Origin of the sequence: Sphingomonas sp., from assembly GCF_036402235.1 — a bacterium.
Taxonomy (GTDB): domain Bacteria; phylum Pseudomonadota; class Alphaproteobacteria; order Sphingomonadales; family Sphingomonadaceae; genus Sphingomonas.
Genome location: NZ_DASWTG010000060.1, coordinates 1 through 15,750, shown reverse-complemented (window position 1 = coordinate 15,750; position 15,750 = coordinate 1). Strand labels below are relative to the sequence as shown.

Annotated in this window: 10 protein-coding genes; 6 read left to right on the top strand and 4 right to left on the bottom strand. The window is 67.5% G+C overall.

The window, feature by feature from the left end:
- The first annotated feature begins 28 nt into the window (after positions 1 to 28).
- The gene (locus tag VGD28_RS12760; RefSeq protein ID WP_414714499.1) at positions 29 to 781 is read left to right on the top strand and encodes a GntR family transcriptional regulator; all 753 of its coding nucleotides are present in this window, start codon (positions 29 to 31) and stop codon (positions 779 to 781) included.
- Here VGD28_RS12760 and VGD28_RS12755 read toward each other — a convergent pair.
- The 4 genes from VGD28_RS12755 to VGD28_RS12740 form a co-directional block, all read right to left on the bottom strand.
- On the bottom strand, positions 770 to 2,254 hold the full coding sequence (locus tag VGD28_RS12755; protein WP_331028723.1) for a tryptophan halogenase family protein: 1,485 nt from the start codon (positions 2,252 to 2,254) through the stop codon (positions 770 to 772). The two genes, VGD28_RS12760 and VGD28_RS12755, sit on opposite strands and share 12 nt — an antisense overlap.
- A complete protein-coding gene (locus VGD28_RS12750) occupies positions 2,251 to 3,726 on the bottom strand; it encodes a tryptophan 7-halogenase (protein WP_331028722.1) in 1,476 nt (491 codons plus the stop codon). Before VGD28_RS12750 ends, VGD28_RS12755 begins: the two co-directional genes overlap by 4 nt.
- A complete protein-coding gene (locus VGD28_RS12745; protein ID WP_331028721.1) occupies positions 3,723 to 5,228 on the bottom strand; it encodes a tryptophan halogenase family protein in 1,506 nt (501 codons plus the stop codon). The genes VGD28_RS12750 and VGD28_RS12745 overlap by 4 nt, the downstream gene beginning before the upstream one ends.
- Before the next feature lie 65 nt (positions 5,229 to 5,293).
- Complete coding sequence (locus VGD28_RS12740; protein WP_331028720.1) at positions 5,294 to 8,521, bottom strand: TonB-dependent receptor; 3,228 nt, start codon at positions 8,519 to 8,521, stop codon at positions 5,294 to 5,296.
- Between the two features lie 176 nt (positions 8,522 to 8,697).
- Here VGD28_RS12740 and VGD28_RS12735 point away from each other — a divergent pair, with 176 nt between their 5' ends.
- The 5 genes from VGD28_RS12735 to VGD28_RS12715 all read left to right on the top strand — a co-directional run.
- Entirely contained in the window at positions 8,698 to 9,780 is a 1,083-nt protein-coding gene (locus VGD28_RS12735) for an acyltransferase family protein (RefSeq protein WP_331028719.1), read from the top strand.
- A 132-nt stretch (positions 9,781 to 9,912) separates the two neighbouring features.
- Positions 9,913 to 10,917 carry an SIS domain-containing protein gene (locus VGD28_RS12730; RefSeq protein WP_331028718.1) on the top strand — a complete coding sequence of 335 codons (1,005 nt, stop codon included), beginning with the start codon at positions 9,913 to 9,915 and terminating at the stop codon, positions 10,915 to 10,917.
- Positions 10,914 to 12,074, top strand: coding sequence for an N-acetylglucosamine-6-phosphate deacetylase (nagA, locus tag VGD28_RS12725; RefSeq protein WP_331028717.1), 1,161 nt, complete (start codon positions 10,914 to 10,916; stop codon positions 12,072 to 12,074). The genes VGD28_RS12730 and nagA overlap by 4 nt, the downstream gene beginning before the upstream one ends.
- A 16-nt stretch (positions 12,075 to 12,090) precedes the next feature.
- Positions 12,091 to 14,586 (top strand): phosphoenolpyruvate--protein phosphotransferase, encoded by a 2,496-nt coding sequence (gene ptsP / locus VGD28_RS12720; protein ID WP_331028716.1) that lies wholly within the window; start codon positions 12,091 to 12,093, stop codon positions 14,584 to 14,586.
- Positions 14,583 to 15,750, top strand: a 1,168-nt coding sequence (locus VGD28_RS12715) for a PTS transporter subunit EIIC (RefSeq protein ID WP_331028715.1), incomplete at its 3' end; no start/stop codon positions are given. The genes ptsP and VGD28_RS12715, both read left to right, overlap by 4 nt.

Genomic DNA, 15,750 nt, shown 5'->3' with positions numbered 1-15,750 from the left:
GGTATTATCGCCGGGTGCAGCCGTGAAGGTGGAGCATCAAGCTTTGTCGCTGATCGAACGTACAGGTCCGCTCCAGAAGGAAGACCCGACCCCGCTCTACCTCCAGCTGCAGAAGATCCTGCGCGACGCGATCGAGGCAAAGATCGTCAAGGCCGAGGAGGCGATTCCCACCGAGCGCGACCTGGCCGAAGAGTTCGACGTGTCCCGCATCACGGTGCGCAAGGCGATCGACGGGCTGGTCGCCGACGGCATCGTCGCCCGGCGGCGCGGGGCCGGCACCTTCGTCACGCGGCCGCGGGTCGAGAAGAGCTTCTCCAAGCTCACCTCCTTCTCGCAGGACATGGTGTCGCGCGGGCGGCGGCCGCACAGCAAATGGGTGAGCAAGACCGCCGGCGCGGTGACGCCGGAGGAAGCGCTTTCGCTGGGCCTTTCGCCCGGCTCCCTGGTCTATCGCTTCCACCGCATCCGCTATGCCGACGATACGTCGATGGCGCTCGAATATGCGACGATCCCGGCCTATTGCCTCCCCTCGGTCGAGACCGTCGGCGCCTCGCTCTACGAAGCGCTGGAAGCGGCGGGGCACCTGCCGGTGCGCGCGCTTCAGCGGCTGCGCGCGGTCGCCTTCACCGAGGAGCAGGCCGAAGTGCTGGGCGTCGAGCCGGGCGCGCCAGGACTGTTCATCGAGCGGCGCGGCTTCCTGCACGACGGGCGCACCGCGGAGTTCACGCAGAGCTACTATCGCGGCGATGCCTATGACGTCGTCGCCGAACTAAACGGATAAGCGCCGCAGGAATTCGATATGTGGCGGCAGCTCGGCGAGCTGCTCCGCCACGCGCGCCTTGAGCGCCGCGAGGCGTGCGGCGAGTTCAGCGGCGGGCAGGCCGTCCGCCACCGGGTGCCAGCTCACCGGCCACATGCCCTGTCCGGTCAGCACGCAATACCAGTTGGTCGGGCCGAACAGGTCGCCCGGCTCGAACAGGATATTGCCGGTGGCACGGAACGCCTCAATCCGTTCGGTGAGGCTATCGGGCATTCCTGCGGCAGCGACATCGCGCCAGAATGGCGTGTCGTCACGGCCCGCGAGCGCATAATGCGCGATCACGAAATCACGGATCGTTTCATATTCATGCAGCGCGTCGCGGTTGAAGCGCGCGACCACATTGGAATCGATCCCGTCGCGCGGGAGCAACGCGAGCAGGCGGATCACCGTCGTCTGGATGAGGTGGATCGAGGTCGATTCGAGCGGCTCGAGAAAGCCGCCTGCCAATCCGATCGCGACGCAGTTGCGATTCCAGATCTTCCGCCGGTGCCCTGCGGTGAAGCGCAGCCGGTTGGGTTCAGCGAGCGCCGCGCCGGGCAAGCGTCCGGTGAGCAGCCGCGCCGCCTCGTCGTGGTCGAGATGCGCGCTTGAATAGACATAACCGTTGCCGTCGCGATGCTGGAGCGGAATGCGCCATTGCCAGCCCGCTTCACGCGCAGTCGAGCGGGTGAAGGGGGCCGGATCATCATCGGACGCCGCAGGCATCGCCACCGCGCTGTCGCACGGCAGCCAGTGGTTCCAGCTTTCATAGCCGGTCTCGAGCGCACCCTCGATCAGCAGCCCGCGGAAACCCGAGCAATCGACGAATAGGTCGCCCTCGATGCTGCGCCCGTCGTCGAGAATCAGCGCTTCAATATAGCCATCCTCGGGATCGAGCCGGACATGAGCGACCTTGCCCTCGATCCGGACGACGCCCGATGCCTCGGCGCGGCCGCGCAGGAAGCGGGCGTAGAGCGAGGCGTCGAAATGGACGGCATGGTTGACCAGCCCAGTCCGTGTCGCCGGTGCGAACCGGCCGACGCGGGCGGCCATCGTCTCAAGATTATACTCGGCGTGATCGCGATCCCCGCCTGCCGCGACATGGCGCAGCCAGAAATGATGGAAATGGATCCCCGACATCTCGGCGCCGAAATAGCCGAACGGGTGGAAATAGCGGTTGCCCGCGCCGCCCCAGCCGTCGAACTGGATGCCGAGCTTGATCGAGCCGCTGGTCTCGCGGAGAAACTCGCCAGGCTCGATCTGCAGATAGCGGTTGAAGTCGAGGATCGGCGGCACCGTCGCCTCGCCGACGCCGACCGTGCCGATTGCCTCGGATTCGACCAGCGTGAGGCTGTGGCTCTGCCCCGCCAGTGCGCGGCCGAGCGCAGCGGCGGTCATCCATCCCGCGCTGCCGCCGCCGACGATGACGATGCGGCGGACCGGCCGTGCGCTCAACGCCCGCTGCTCCGGATGCGCGCCAGTGCCTGCGCGTGCGTCTCCATGCCGCGCACCTCCACCGCGATCGCATGGAGCTGGCGCTGGAACTCGGCCATCAGCGCCTGATCCTGGACGAGCGACGCCTGCGGGTCGAAGCTGCGCGGCACCACTCCGTGTCCTGCCATGCACAAGGCCCAGCCATCCTCGACATGCGCTTCGTGATTGAAATGCGCGAACATGCCGCGCGCGGCGAAAAGGTCGATCTTTCCCGCTAGCTCGGCCGAGACCGTCACGGTGCGAGCCGCATCCCAAAAGGGTTCGCCGCTCCGCGCGTTGAGGCGGAAATGCTGCGCGGTGAAATCGCCAACGCGCGCGCGAGATCCGCTCAGCTCGTCATTGTAGATATCGGCCTCCGGCATCGCATCGCGATCGACCGGCCAGAGCAGAACGAGCTGTGCGACGGCGAGCTGGAGCAGCAGCAATTCCGCTCCGTCGAGCAACGGCGCGGCGCCTGCCGCGCGACCGATCGCGACGCAGTTTGCGACCCAGGGCCGTGACCGCACCATCGCCGAAACCGCTTCGGTCTCGCCGGCCTCGACCGGGCGCCCGGCAAGCTGCCCGAGCATCGCACGTGCATCGCCATCGGACAGGTACCGGCTGTCATAGGCAAGCTCAACCGCAAGCCGGCTGCCCAGCGGGATCAGCGTCGCCCAGCCGGCCGGGTGCGCCGTCACCCTGCTGTAAGGCGGCACAGGTTCGAGTGGCGCGGCCGAGCCCCGGATCAACCGGTCGCAACCGGCTGCTCCCGCCATCCCACCCTGTGGATCGAGCCGCGTGATCAGTTCCCCGTCGGCGTCGACGAACAAATCCGCTCCGATATTCTCGCCGCCGGCAAGCTCGATCCGGTCGATCCTGCCATCGCCGGCATGCGGGTGTGCGCCCGTGCCGGACAGGATCGTCACCCCTGTGCTTCTACACGCCCCGCGCAGCAGCGCCGCATAGCCCGCCGCATCGAGGTGCCAGCCATGCTTTACCGCCTGCCGCGTCGCCGGATCGCGCGCCTCGCCGATCCGTCCTTCCTTGGCGGCGGCTGCGGCGAGGCTGAAGTCTTCGAGCGCCACCCGCAGCCCGGCTTGCCGCGCGCGTGTCCAATGCTGAACGAAGGGCAGCGATGCGAACACCGTCCCAGCATCGCCATAGGCATGGAGGAAAGCCCCTTCCCCGCCCGACCAGCCCGCGAACTGCTGGCCCATGTTGAGCGTGGCCGACGCGTCGCCAATCAGTGTCGCATCCTGGATGCTGAGCAACCGGTGAAACGATGCCAGGTCGGGCAGGCCGACCAACGCGGCGTGGGGCGGAGGCGCCTCACCGGTGTCGATCCATGTCACCTGCGCCCCCAGCCGTCCGAACGCGCGCGCAATGGCGAGCGCGGCCATCGGCGCGGCGATCCCGCCGCCATAGACTGCGACCCGCTCGACCGGGGCCTTCACGGCGCGGGTGCCGGGCAATGGCGTGCGACGAACTCGGCGTGCGTCGGCGCCGAGGCAGCCCCGCGTGCGATCGTCGTGGCAAGCGCGTTGAGCCGTTGTTCGAGCAGATCGGCGGGCAGCGCGTCGGCGAGGCGGTCGGCGGCTTGCGGCTCGATTCCCTGCCCCACGAACACCGCCTGCCAGCTCGGCGGGCCGAACAGGCCGTCGCGATAGGCCTGGACATGGCCGCGGTGGCGGAAGCGCTCGATCTTGGCCGCGAGCGTATAGGGCACGTCCATCGCCGCCACATGCGCCCACAAGGGCGCGTCGGCCTCGTTGGCGAGATAATGGAGGATCAGGAAGTCGCGGATGCGGTCATATTCGACGTCCATCACCCGGTTGAACTCGGCGGGCAGCGCGGGGTCGACGCCCTCCTTCCCGGGCAACAGCGTCAGCATGTGCATGATCGCCATCTGGACGAGGTAGATACTGGTCGATTCGAGCGGCTCGAGGAACCCGCCCGCCAGCCCCATGCCGATGCAGTTGCGCGACCAGGCCAGCTTTCGCTTGCCCGCCTTGAAGCGCAGCACGCGCGGCTCGGCCAGTGCTTCGCCATCGAGATTGGCGAGCAGGGTCGCCGCTGCCTCGTCGTCAGAGATATGTGCGCTCGCATAGACATAGCCGTTGCCGGTGCGGTGCTGGAGCGGGATGCGCCATTGCCAGCCCGCCGCGCGCCGCGTCGAGCGGGTATAGGGCGTGAAGTCCTCCGATCGCGCACACGGCACCGCCTGCGCACTGTCGCACGGCAGCCAGTGCGACCAGTCTTCGAGCTCGACGCCCAAGGTCGAGCCGAGCAGCAGCGAGCGGAAGCCCGAGCAGTCGACGAAGAAGTCGCCCGCGACGCGCGCGCCCGAGGCCAGCCTCACCGCGGCGACCGCGCCGCTCTCCCCGTCGCGCTCGATCTCGACGATACGCCCCTCGACCCGCTCGACCCCGCGCACCTCGGCCCAGCGGCGCAAATAGCGCGCGTAGAGAAAGGCATCGAGGTGATAGGCATAGGCGAACGCGTTGCGGACATCGTTCGGATCGCCATTGGGCAGCATGAAGCGGTTCTGCCACGCGGTGACGATCGGGAAGCAATAGTCGTCGAGGCGCGCCGCAAACCCCGCGCGCCGCGCCCGGATCCAGTAGCTGAAGAAATCCGCCTCCCCGATCGGGCGGCCGAAGGTGCCGAACGGATGAATGTAACGCTGACCGTCGCGTCCCCAGTTCACGAATTCGATGCCGAGCTTGAAGCTCGCCTGGGTCGCTTTCATGAACTCGACCTCGTCGAGGCCGAGAAAGTCGTTGAAGTCCTTCATCTGCGGCAGCGTCGCCTCGCCGACGCCGACGGTACCGATCTCCTCGGATTCGACCAGCCGCACGAGCACGCCCGCGGGAACGAGCCTGACCGCACATGCCGCGGCGCACATCCAGCCGGCGGTCCCCCCGCCGATGATCACCAGTTCGAGCGGTCCCGCCATCGGTATGAACCTTACCGCGCAAGGAGGCCGGCGCCAGTCCTCCCGAACCGGCGCCGGCGCTCAGGTCAGAAGGTCAGCCGCGCGCCGATCTGGAAGCGGCGGTCGTTCTTGAACCAGGCATTGTCCTTGAGCAGCCCGGTCGAATCCACCTGCTGCTTGAGCACGGTATCGGTCCCGAGCAGGTTGGTGCCTTCGACGATGAACTCGATCGTGTTGGTCGCGCGGAACCGCACCGACGCGTCGAGATAGCCGGTCGCTTCCTGCCAGATCGGCAAGCCGACGCAGCAGTCGATCGCCGTCACCAGGAACTTCGAGCGCCAGTTATAGGCGACGCGCGCCGATAGCTTGCCCTTCTCGTACATGCCGACGATGTTGAAGCTGTGCTCGGAGACGCCCTCCAACGCATTGGCCTTCACTGCCGAGGTGTTGAACTGGATGCCGCCGCCCGCAATGCCCCCCGCGGTCTCGTTGGTCAGCGCAACGGTCTCGATCCCGTCATTCTTCACATAGGTGTAGTTGGCCTGGATCCCGAACCCGTCGAACGGCGCGGGCAGGAAGTCGAAGAAGGTCTGGAACGACGCTTCGCCGCCATAGATGGCGGCACCATCCCCGTTCATCGGGCCGGTGACCCGAACCGTCTCGGTCACGCCGTTGTTGGCGACCGTGAGGTCATACGACCCCGCCTGGATATAATCGTAGAACTGCTTGTAGAAGCCGGTCAGCGTCAGCGAGCCGTTGGGCGAGAAATAATATTCGAGCGTCAGGTCGAACTGATCCGCCGTGATCGGCTTGAGCCGGGGATTGCCCATCTGACCGGTATATTCCCAGTCATAGGCGATCGCCCGCCCCGCCGCATCGCGCGTCACCCGGGGATTGTTGAAATCGTTCACGTCCGGCGAGAGCCGGCTGACCGTCAGGAAGTTGCGCAGCAGGCCGAAGTCCGGCCGCGACATCGCCCGCGAATAGGCGAAGCGCGACACCAGCTTGTCGGTCAGGTCGAACTTGATGTTGAAGCTCGGCAGCGCATGGAAATGGTTGACGTTGGACGTGCCGGCCACCGTCGCGCCGTTGTTGAACGCGATCTCGCCCGCGCCGATGACGCAGCCCGAGGTCGCCGTGGGCCGCCCGGTGCTCGGGTCGGTTCCGTAATCGCAGACCTGCTCGCTCGCCGTGAACGGATTGGCGAAGGTCGCTGCGCCAACCGTCGCATTCTTGGTCCACACCAGGCGCACGCCGACATTGCCCGACACCCTGACATCGCCGATCGTCAGGCCATCGCCGCCGAACTTGGCCATGGCATAGGCAGCGACCGTGCGCTCGCTGACCTTGTGGACTTCGCTCGGCAGATAGCAGCCATAGTCGTGGGCGATCGTCTCGCCGGCGCGATATCCCTGACGCGAGCAGACCGGATAATAGTCGCCCACCCCGATCGACGGACGGCCCAGCGCCTTGGCGAGGTCCCCGCGATTCTCGAGCTTGTCCATGTTGAAGAACACGAACGAGTGGTGGTTCATCTGATTGCCGGCGAAGAACCCGCTGCCGAAATTGTGGATCTGGTTGCTGTTCGCGCCATAGATCGGCTTGTCCACGTTGAAATAGGGCGCCTGGGTATACGTCCAGTTGTTGGAGATGTTGGCCCAGTTATACGCGCCCCAGCGCACCGTCTGGTCGCGATCGGCATAGCGCGCGCCGACCTTGATCGCCTCGAGCCAGCCCGAATCCACCTCATATTCGAGGTCGGCGCGCAGCGCGACCTCCTGGCCGTTGCTGTCCTCGGTGTGATCGGTGATCGAGTAATAATGATAGTTGTTGGCGTTGACTAAGCCGCCCGGCGACAGGTTGATGTTGTCGGCGACCGTCGGCGTGAACTGGAGCCGCGGATATTTGCCGGTCAGATCGACAAAGGTGTTCGCATAGCTGCGCGCGGTGACCGACGCGTTGTAGTTGCTGACGCTCGAATCGAGATACTGACCGTCCAGCGTCAGGCGCAACCGCTCGGCGATGTCCCAGCGGAACTTGAGGCCGAAGTCCTGCGTGATCTGCTTGTTGCGCAGCGCATTGGCCTGGGTATCGAGCTGCGGGGCGCGTTGCGGGTTGGTGCAGCCTTCCCAGGCATAGCAGCGGTTGAAGAAGGCCTGGCCGGCCTGGTTGAGGCCGAGGCCGCGATTCTCGTCGCCCTCACCGACATAGGGGCGCGGCGCCGACCACCAGCCGCTGAGGAAATCGCCGTCGCTGTCGAACTTGAACGGCCCCGTTCCCTGCAGCGGCCCGATCTGCTCGGCATTGGTGTACATGAAATCGCTCGGCCGACCGTAGAGATCGCCGTAGAAAGCGCTCGAAAAGACCGCGAACTCGCGCCAGCTATTGTCGTATTGCGACCGATTGTACTGGCCGATCAGCTCCATCGATTCGTCTTTGGACTGCCACTGGAACGCCGCCGAAACGCCGTAGCGCTTCCGGTCATATTCGTTCTCGCGCAGGTAGATGCCGCTGGGGATATACTGCTTCCCCGGGCCGAACACGTTGTCGAAGATGCCCATGCGCTCGAACTGCACGCCGTGGCTGGACGTGATCGCGTGCGAATAGGCGCCGTTGATCATCAGGCCGATCTCGCCGATCCCGGTATCCCAGCGATCGGAGATGATCCCCGAAACCTCGGGCGTCGATTTCTTCGAGATATCGCCATAGGTGTTCTTGACCGAGATCGAGATCAGCCGCCCCTTGCTGTCGAACGGCAGGCGCGTGCGCAAATTGACCGTGCCGGCGATGCCGCCCTCGATCAGGTCGGCGGTCTGGTTCTTGTAGGTATCGATCCCGCCGAGCAGTTCGGGCGAGATGTCCTGCCAGCTCAGCCCGCGCGAGGAGTTGGCGCTGAACGTGTCGCGGCCGTTGAATTCCGAGCGCACCTGGTTGAGGCCGCGGATGATGACGCCCGAGGGCTCGGCCGAGAAGTGCGCGGTGTCGTCGGTGCCGGCAAAGCGGTTGACGGTGATGCCGGGCACGCGCTGGAGTGCCTCGGCCACCGACTTGTCGGGGAAGGAACCGATATCCTCGGCGGTGATCGAATCGACCACCGTGTCGGCGTTGCGCTTGCGGTTCTGCGCCGATTCGAGATTGCGGCGGGCGCCGGTGATGACGACGTCCTCGTCCCCGGCCTCCTGCGCCGCGGCCGCCTGGATGGCTGCGTCCTGCGCCGATGCCGGCGCCGCGAGCGCACTGGCAAGCGCGGCGATGCAGATCCCGTGGAACAAATTGTAGCGCGCCCCCGCCGCCGTGACCGTCGATCCGATCATTCCCCGATTTCCTTCCCTCTGACCCCCGGGACCGTTCGATCGGCCCTTTTATGAGACCAATTGCGTAATTGGACTATTACCAATAGACTACAAATAGAGCGGTCTGTCCATTGCAAATTTATGGCGGCGTAACGAAATTACGTCGAAGCACTGGATGGCAGAATGGGGGAGATGCCATGCGTCTGATTTCGCTTGATGTGTTGCGCGGCCTGACGGTGGCGGGAATGATCCTCGTCAACTCGGCGGCGGGGATGAAATATGGGGCGCAAGCGGATGTCGCGCCGATCCTGCTGCACAAGTCGTGGGAGGGGCTGACGCTCGCGGATCTGGTGTTCCCGGCGTTCCTGACGATGGTGGGGATCGCCATCCCCTTCTCGTTGCGCCGGCGCGGCGCGGGCGTTGTGCCGGCCGGCCCGATCCTCGGCCGCACGGCGCGGCTGATCCTGCTCGGCTTCATCCTCTCCAACCTCTACTGGTTCGCCGATTTCGGCGACCGCGACTGGCGGCTGTTCGGCGTGCTGCAGCGGATCGGGCTGGTCTATGGCGCATGCGCGCTGCTGTTCCTCTATGCGGGGCCGCGCGTGCGGCTGGCGCTGATCGCGGTGCTGCTGATCGGGTACTGGCCGCTCACGCTCGCGCCTGCGCTCGACGGGCTGCCCAACGACATCTGGCAGCGCGGGCATAATTTCGTCGCGTCGGTCGATCGCGTGCTGCTCGGCAACCATCTCTATGTGAAGGGGCCGGAAGGCTATGATCCCGAAGGCATTCTCGGCACGCTGCCGGCGATCGCGCAGGGCCTGATCGGCATCGCGATCGGCGAGCTGCTGCTGAAGCGCGAAGGGCAGCGCACGCGCCAGCTGCTGATCGCGGGCGCAGCGATGCTGGCCGCCGGGATCGCGTGGAGCTTCGCCTTCCCGATCGTCAAGGATATCTGGTCGAGCCCGTTCGTGCTGGTGACGGCGGGCCTTACCGTGCTGACGCTGGCGGCCCTCCACCAGGTGATCGACCGCGAGGGGCGTGTGCCGGGCCTCGCCGCCACGGCGATGCTGGCGTTCGGCGCCAACGCCATCGCTGCCTATACGCTGCATCAGGTCACCTCGGGGGTGGTCACCTGGGACCTGCTGCTGATCCCCTTCCACGCGACCCGCGCGACGATCGGGGATCCGCTCGCCTCGCTGCTGCCGGTGCTGATCTATCTTGTGCTAATCTGGGGAGCGATGGAGTGGCTGCGGCGCAAGGGCTGGATCATCAAGATCTAATGTCCCGAACATACCTCTTGATGAGACCAATATAACCTATATAGTACCAACTTGAGCGGCTGGACCAGCCGGGACCTTTGGAGAGATGCGGGAATGGTGCCGAACGCGGCCGGGGCGAGTACGGGGACGTTGATGGAGCGTGAGGCAGCCGAGGCCGGCGCCGCGGTGTCGCGGATGCTGACGGCGAATCGCGACGCCATCGCGCAGGTCGCAGCAAGGCTGCGCGCATCGCCGCCGGCGGTGGTCGTCACCTGCGCGCGCGGATCGTCGGACCATGCCGCGACCTATGCCAAATATCTGATCGAGACGCTGACCGGTGTGCCGACCGCGTCCGCGGCGCTTTCGGTCGCCTCGCTCTATGATGCGCCGGTGGTGCCGGGGAACCGCCTGTGCCTCGCCGTCTCGCAATCGGGCAAGAGCCCCGACCTGCTCGCAACGGTCGAGCATCAGCGCAAGGCCGGGGCGTTCGTCGTCGCGATGGTCAATGCCGAGGATGCGCCGCTCGCCGCGCTGGCGGACGTGGTGATCCCGCTGAAGGCCGGCCCGGAGCGATCGGTCGCGGCGACCAAATCCTATATCTGCTCGCTCGCCGCCATCGCCGCGCTAGTCGCCGCATGGGCCGAGGACGCCGCGCTGGCCGAGGGCGTCGATGCCCTGCCCGCGCAGCTCGAGCGCGCATTCGCACTGGACTGGTCGGCCGCTGTCACCGCGCTGGCCGATGCGCCCGGCCTGTTCGTGCTGGGCCGCGGCTATGGTTATGGCGTCGCGCAGGAAGCCGCGCTCAAGTTCAAGGAAACCTGCGCGCTCCATGCCGAGAGCTTCAGCGCTGCCGAGGTGCGGCACGGGCCGATGGCGATCGTGGACGAGGCGTTCCACGTCCTCGCCTTCGCCAGCAGCGACCGGGCGGGGGCCAGCGTGCGCGAGACCGCAGCCGAGTTCCGCAGCCGCGGCGCGGAGGTGCTGATCGCAGACCCCGCTGCGCCGGAGGCCGGCCTTCCCGCAATCGCCGCGCATCCGGCGATCGAGCCGATCCTGCTGATCCAGAGCTTCTACAAGATGGCGAACGCGCTGGCCCTTGCGCGCGGCTGCGATCCCGATTCGCCGCCGCATCTCAACAAGGTTACGGAAACGCTATGAGGATTCGACTGGAGAACGGCCGGATCGTCACGCCGCAGCGGGTGCTCGACGGCGCGGATGTGACCATCGCGGACGGGATGATCGCCGCGCTCGCGCCCGCGGGCCAGGGCGGCGGCGAGCACGCGATCGACCTCGAGGGCGGCTGGCTGCTGCCCGGCTTCATCGACACCCAGGTCAATGGCGGCGGCGGGGTGCTGTTCAACGACCAGGTCGATGTCGATGCGATCTCCGCGATCGGGGCGGCGCATGCGCGCTTCGGCACGACGGCGTTCCTCCCGACCCTGATCAGCGATACGCCGGAGCAGATCGCGGCGGCGCTGGCTGCGGTCGACGCGGCGATCGAGCAGGGCGTGCCGGGCGTGGTCGGCATCCATGTCGAGGGGCCATTCATCAACGAGGTGAAGCGCGGCATTCACGAGGCGCGGCGCATCCGCCGGCTCGACGCCGATACGCTGGCGCTGCTCACCGCGCCGCGCCGCGGCCGGGTGACGCTGACGCTGGCGCCCGAGCTGTGCGACGCGGACGATATCCGGACGCTGGTGAGGTACGGTGTGATCGTCAGCGCCGGGCACACCAACGCGACCTATGACGAGGCGCAGCGCGCGATTCGGGCGGGGCTGACCGGCTTCACCCATCTGTTCAACGCGATGTCGCCGCTGCACCACCGCAATCCTGGCGCCGTCGGGGCAGCGTTCGATTCCGATGCGTGGTGCGGGATGATCGTCGACGACGCGCACCTCCACCCGGCGGTGGTCCGCCTGGCGGTTCGCGCCAAGGGGACCGGGCGGCTGATGCTCGTCACCGACGCGATGCCCAGCGTCGGCACCGACGCCAGCGAGTTCATGCTCCAGGGCAAGCGGATCATGGTCCGCGACGGCGTCTGCCTGTTCGAGGACGGCACGCTGGCGGGTACCCATCTCGACATGGCTTCGGCGCTGCGCAACACGGTCGAGGTGACCGGCCTCAATGTAGCTGAGGCAGCGGTGATGGCTAGCGGCACACCCGCGCGCTTCCTCTCGCTCGACGCGCACGGCGCGATCGCCGCCGGGATGCGGGCCGACTGGGTGTGGCTCGACGCGCAGTTGCAGCCGCGTGGTACATGGATCGGCGGCGAACCGCTGACGCAAGAAACAGAATTCGCCCGCGCGGCGCAATAACAGAGCCGGGGGAAGGATGGCATTGATTATCACGTCGCCGCTGCGAGGTTGGGCGGCGCAGCTCGACAGCGTTCCGGATCCGGTCTTCGCGCAGCGGATGATGGGCGACGGAGTCGCGATCCAGCCGCTGGGCGACACGGTCTGCGCACCCTTTGACGGCGAGGTGGTGACGCTGCACGAATCGGGTCACGCGGTCTCGCTGCGCAGTGCCGAGGGCGCGGAAGTGCTGATTCATATCGGCCTCGACACCGTCGCGCTGAAAGGGCGCGGCTTCACCCCGCTCGTCGCCGCGGGCGCGACCGTCGCGCGCGGCGATCCGCTGATCCGGTTCGACATGGATGCGGTGGCGCTCGGCGCGACCAGCCTGATCACGCCGGTGATCGTCACCAATGCCGAGGCGTTCACGATCACCCGCCGGGTCACCGGCCGCGCGGTCGGCGCGCATGAGGAGCTGATGGCGCTCGCCCCGGCGCGAACCGAAGCGCGCCGCTGGTCCGACGACGGCACGGTGATCGAGGAGCGGGTGAAGCTCGTCCTGCCGCATGGCATCCATGCCCGCCCCGCCGCGCGGCTGGGCGAATGCGCGCGCCAGTTCGAGGCTGAGGTCCACCTGCTTCACGGCGACAAGCGCGGGGATGCGCGGAGCACTGTGGCGCTGCTCGCGCTGGGCACGCGGCTGGGCGACGAGCTGGTGGTGCAGGCACGCGGCAGCGACGCCGAGGCAGCGCTGACCGCGATCGTCGCGCTGCTCGGGTCCGACATGGGCGAAGGCGCACCTGCTGCGACGCCGGTCGCTACCGCAGTGCCCACCGCGCCGGCGCTCGGCCCGGGACAGATCGGCGGCGTGATCGCTTCGCCTGGTCTGGCGATGGGCCCCGCCGCGCGGCTGCGCCAGACCGCGATCGCGGTGGAACGCGAGGGCAAAGGTGCCGATGTCGAACGCGCGGCGCTCGACGCTGCGCGGAGCGCGGTTCGCACCCGGATCGGCGCACGGGCGGAAAGCGCGGGCGGCAGCGTCGCTTCGGTGATGGGCGCGCATCTCGCGCTGCTCGACGATCCCGAGCTGGCAGCGGGCGCCGAAGCCCGCATCGCCGCGGGCAGCAGCGCGGGCTTTGCCTGGCGCGGTGCGATCCACGATCAGATCGCCGCGCTCAAGGCGACCGGCAATGCGCATTTGATCGAGCGCACCGACGACCTCGTCGATATCGAGCGGCAGGTGCTGGGCGTGCTGATCGGCGCGCCGGCCGAAGCCGATGCGGTTCCGGCCGGCGCGATCCTGGTCGCCGAAGACCTGCTGCCCTCGCAGCTCGTGACCATTGCCGCCAGCAAGCCGGCGGGCATCTGCCTGGCGCGCGGTGGACCGACCTCGCACGTCGCGATCCTGTGCGCCGGAATGGGCCTGCCCGCGCTGGTCGCCATGGGCGGCGCGCTCGATACGATCGGCGACGGCACGATGCTGCTGCTCGACGCCGAAGCCGGCCATGTCACGCCCGACCCGTCGCAGGCCGATACCGAAGCCTTTGCGGTGCGGCTCGCCAGGCGCGACGCGCGACGCGAAGCCGCGCACGCCACGGCAGGCGATGCCTGTCATACCGCAGACGGCGTGCGGATCGAGCTGTTCGCCAATCTCGGCACCGTCGAGGATGCGAAGGCCGCCGCCGCGCAGGGCGCCGAGGGATCGGGGCTGGTGCGCAGCGAATTCCTGTTCCTCGATCGCGACGACGCACCGTCGGAGGATGAACAGCATGCCGCCTATCAGGGCATCGCCGAAGCGTTGCCGGGCAAGCCGGTCATCATCCGCCTGCTCGATATCGGCGGCGACAAGCCCGCCGCATACGTCCCGTTCGGCGCCGAGGAGAACCCGGCGCTCGGCCTGCGCGGCATCCGCGTCGGGCTGGCGCATCGCGACCTGCTCGAAACCCAGATCCGCGCGATCCTGCGCGTCCAGCCCATGGGCCAGTGCCGCATCATGCTGCCGATGGTGGCGAGCGTGAGCGAGGTGCGTGCGGTGCGTGAGCTGGTCGACCGGCTGCGCGGCGAAATGGGGATCGAGTCCACCGTGGAAGTCGGCGTGATGGTCGAGACCCCGGCCGCCGCGATCACCGCCGACCTGCTCGCCGCCGAAGCGGATTTCCTGTCGATCGGCACCAACGACCTGACGCAATATGTGCTGGCGATGGACCGCGGCAATCCGGCAGTCGCTTCGGGCATTGATGCGATGCATCCCGCGGTGCTGCGGATGATCGCCGAAACCTGCCGCCGCGCTATCACTGGGGGCCGCTGGGTCGGCGTGTGCGGCGGCCTCGCCTCCGACCCGGCGGCGGTGCCGATCCTGGTCGGGCTCGGCGTGACCGAGCTTTCGACCGTTCCCGGCTTCGTCGCCGAAGCCAAGGCCATCGTGCGCGGCCTGACGCTGGCGGATGCCCGGGCCCATGCCGAACGGGCGCTGCAATGCAGCTCCGCTGCCGAAGTCCGCGCGCTGGCCCGCGCGTTCGAGGAGAAGACCGCATGAGAAAGATCCTCGAAACGCTTCAACCGCTCGGCCGCGCGCTGATGCTTCCGATTGCGGTGCTGCCGATCGCCGGCCTGTTGCTGCGCATCGGCCAGCCCGATCTGCTCGACATCGCCTTCGTCTCCGCCGCTGGTACGGCGATCTTCGGCAATCTCGGCATCCTGTTCGCGATCGGCGTGGCGGTGGGCTTCGCGCGCGACGGCAACGGCGCCGCGGCGCTGGCGGGCGTCACCTGCTATCTCGTCGCGACTACCGGCGCACAGACGTTCCTGATCGCGCCGCCGGAGGTCGTCGCCGGCCTTCCCGACGCCGCCGCCAAGGTTGCCGCGCAGGCATGGGCGACGGGGCAGGTCGACCGGCTCGAAGTGCCGATCGGCATCATTTCCGGCCTGATCGGCGGCAAGTTCTACAACCGGTTCGCGACCATCGCGCTTCCCGAATATCTCGCCTTTTTCGGCGGCCGTCGCTTCGTGCCGATCGCGGCCGGCATCGCCGGGCTGCTGTTCGCCGGCGTGATCGGCTATGGCTATGCGCACATCAGCTCGGCGCTGGATGCGGCGAGCCACGCGGTGGTCGAATCCGGCGGCGCGGGCATGTTCGTCTATGGCGTGCTCAACCGGCTGCTCCTCGTCACCGGCCTCCACCATTTGCTCAACAACGTCGCCTGGTTCCTGGTCGGCGACTTCAACGGCGCGACCGGCGACCTCGGGCGCTTCTTCGCGGGCGACCCCGATGCGGGCGCGTTCATGTCGGGCTTCTTCCCGGTGATGATGTTCGGCCTGCCGGCCGCGTGTCTGGCGATGTACCGCTCGGCGCCGGTCGAGAAGCGGAACGCCGTCGCCGGCCTGCTGTTCTCGATGGCGCTGACTTCTTTCCTCACCGGCGTGACCGAGCCGATCGAGTTCTCGTTCATGTTCCTCGCGCCGGTGCTCTACGCAATCCACGCCGTGCTGACCGGCGTGGCGATGGCGTTCATGGATGCGATCGACGTGCGGCTCGGCTTCGGCTTCTCGGCCGGCCTGTTCGACTACGTGCTGAACTTCAGCAAGGCCACCAAGCCGTTGTTGCTGTTGCCGATCGGCCTGGTGTACTTCGCGTTGTACTACGGCCTGTTCCGGTTCTTCATCGCACGTTTCAATCTCGCGACGCCGGGTCGTGAGATCG

What these genes read in the sequence shown, in the direction of transcription:
- VGD28_RS12730 (WP_331028718.1), top strand. Translation starts at nt 9,913, where the DNA reads ATGGAGCGTGAGGCAGCCGAGGCCGGCGCCGCGGTGTCGCGGATGCTG.
- VGD28_RS12740 (WP_331028720.1), bottom strand. Translation starts at nt 8,521, where the DNA reads ATGATCGGATCGACGGTCACGGCGGCGGGGGCGCGCTACAATTTGTTC.
- ptsP (WP_331028716.1), top strand. Translation starts at nt 12,091, where the DNA reads ATGGCATTGATTATCACGTCGCCGCTGCGAGGTTGGGCGGCGCAGCTC.
- VGD28_RS12735 (WP_331028719.1), top strand. Translation starts at nt 8,698, where the DNA reads ATGCGTCTGATTTCGCTTGATGTGTTGCGCGGCCTGACGGTGGCGGGA.
- nagA (WP_331028717.1), top strand. Translation starts at nt 10,914, where the DNA reads ATGAGGATTCGACTGGAGAACGGCCGGATCGTCACGCCGCAGCGGGTG.
- VGD28_RS12745 (WP_331028721.1), bottom strand. Translation starts at nt 5,228, where the DNA reads ATGGCGGGACCGCTCGAACTGGTGATCATCGGCGGGGGGACCGCCGGC.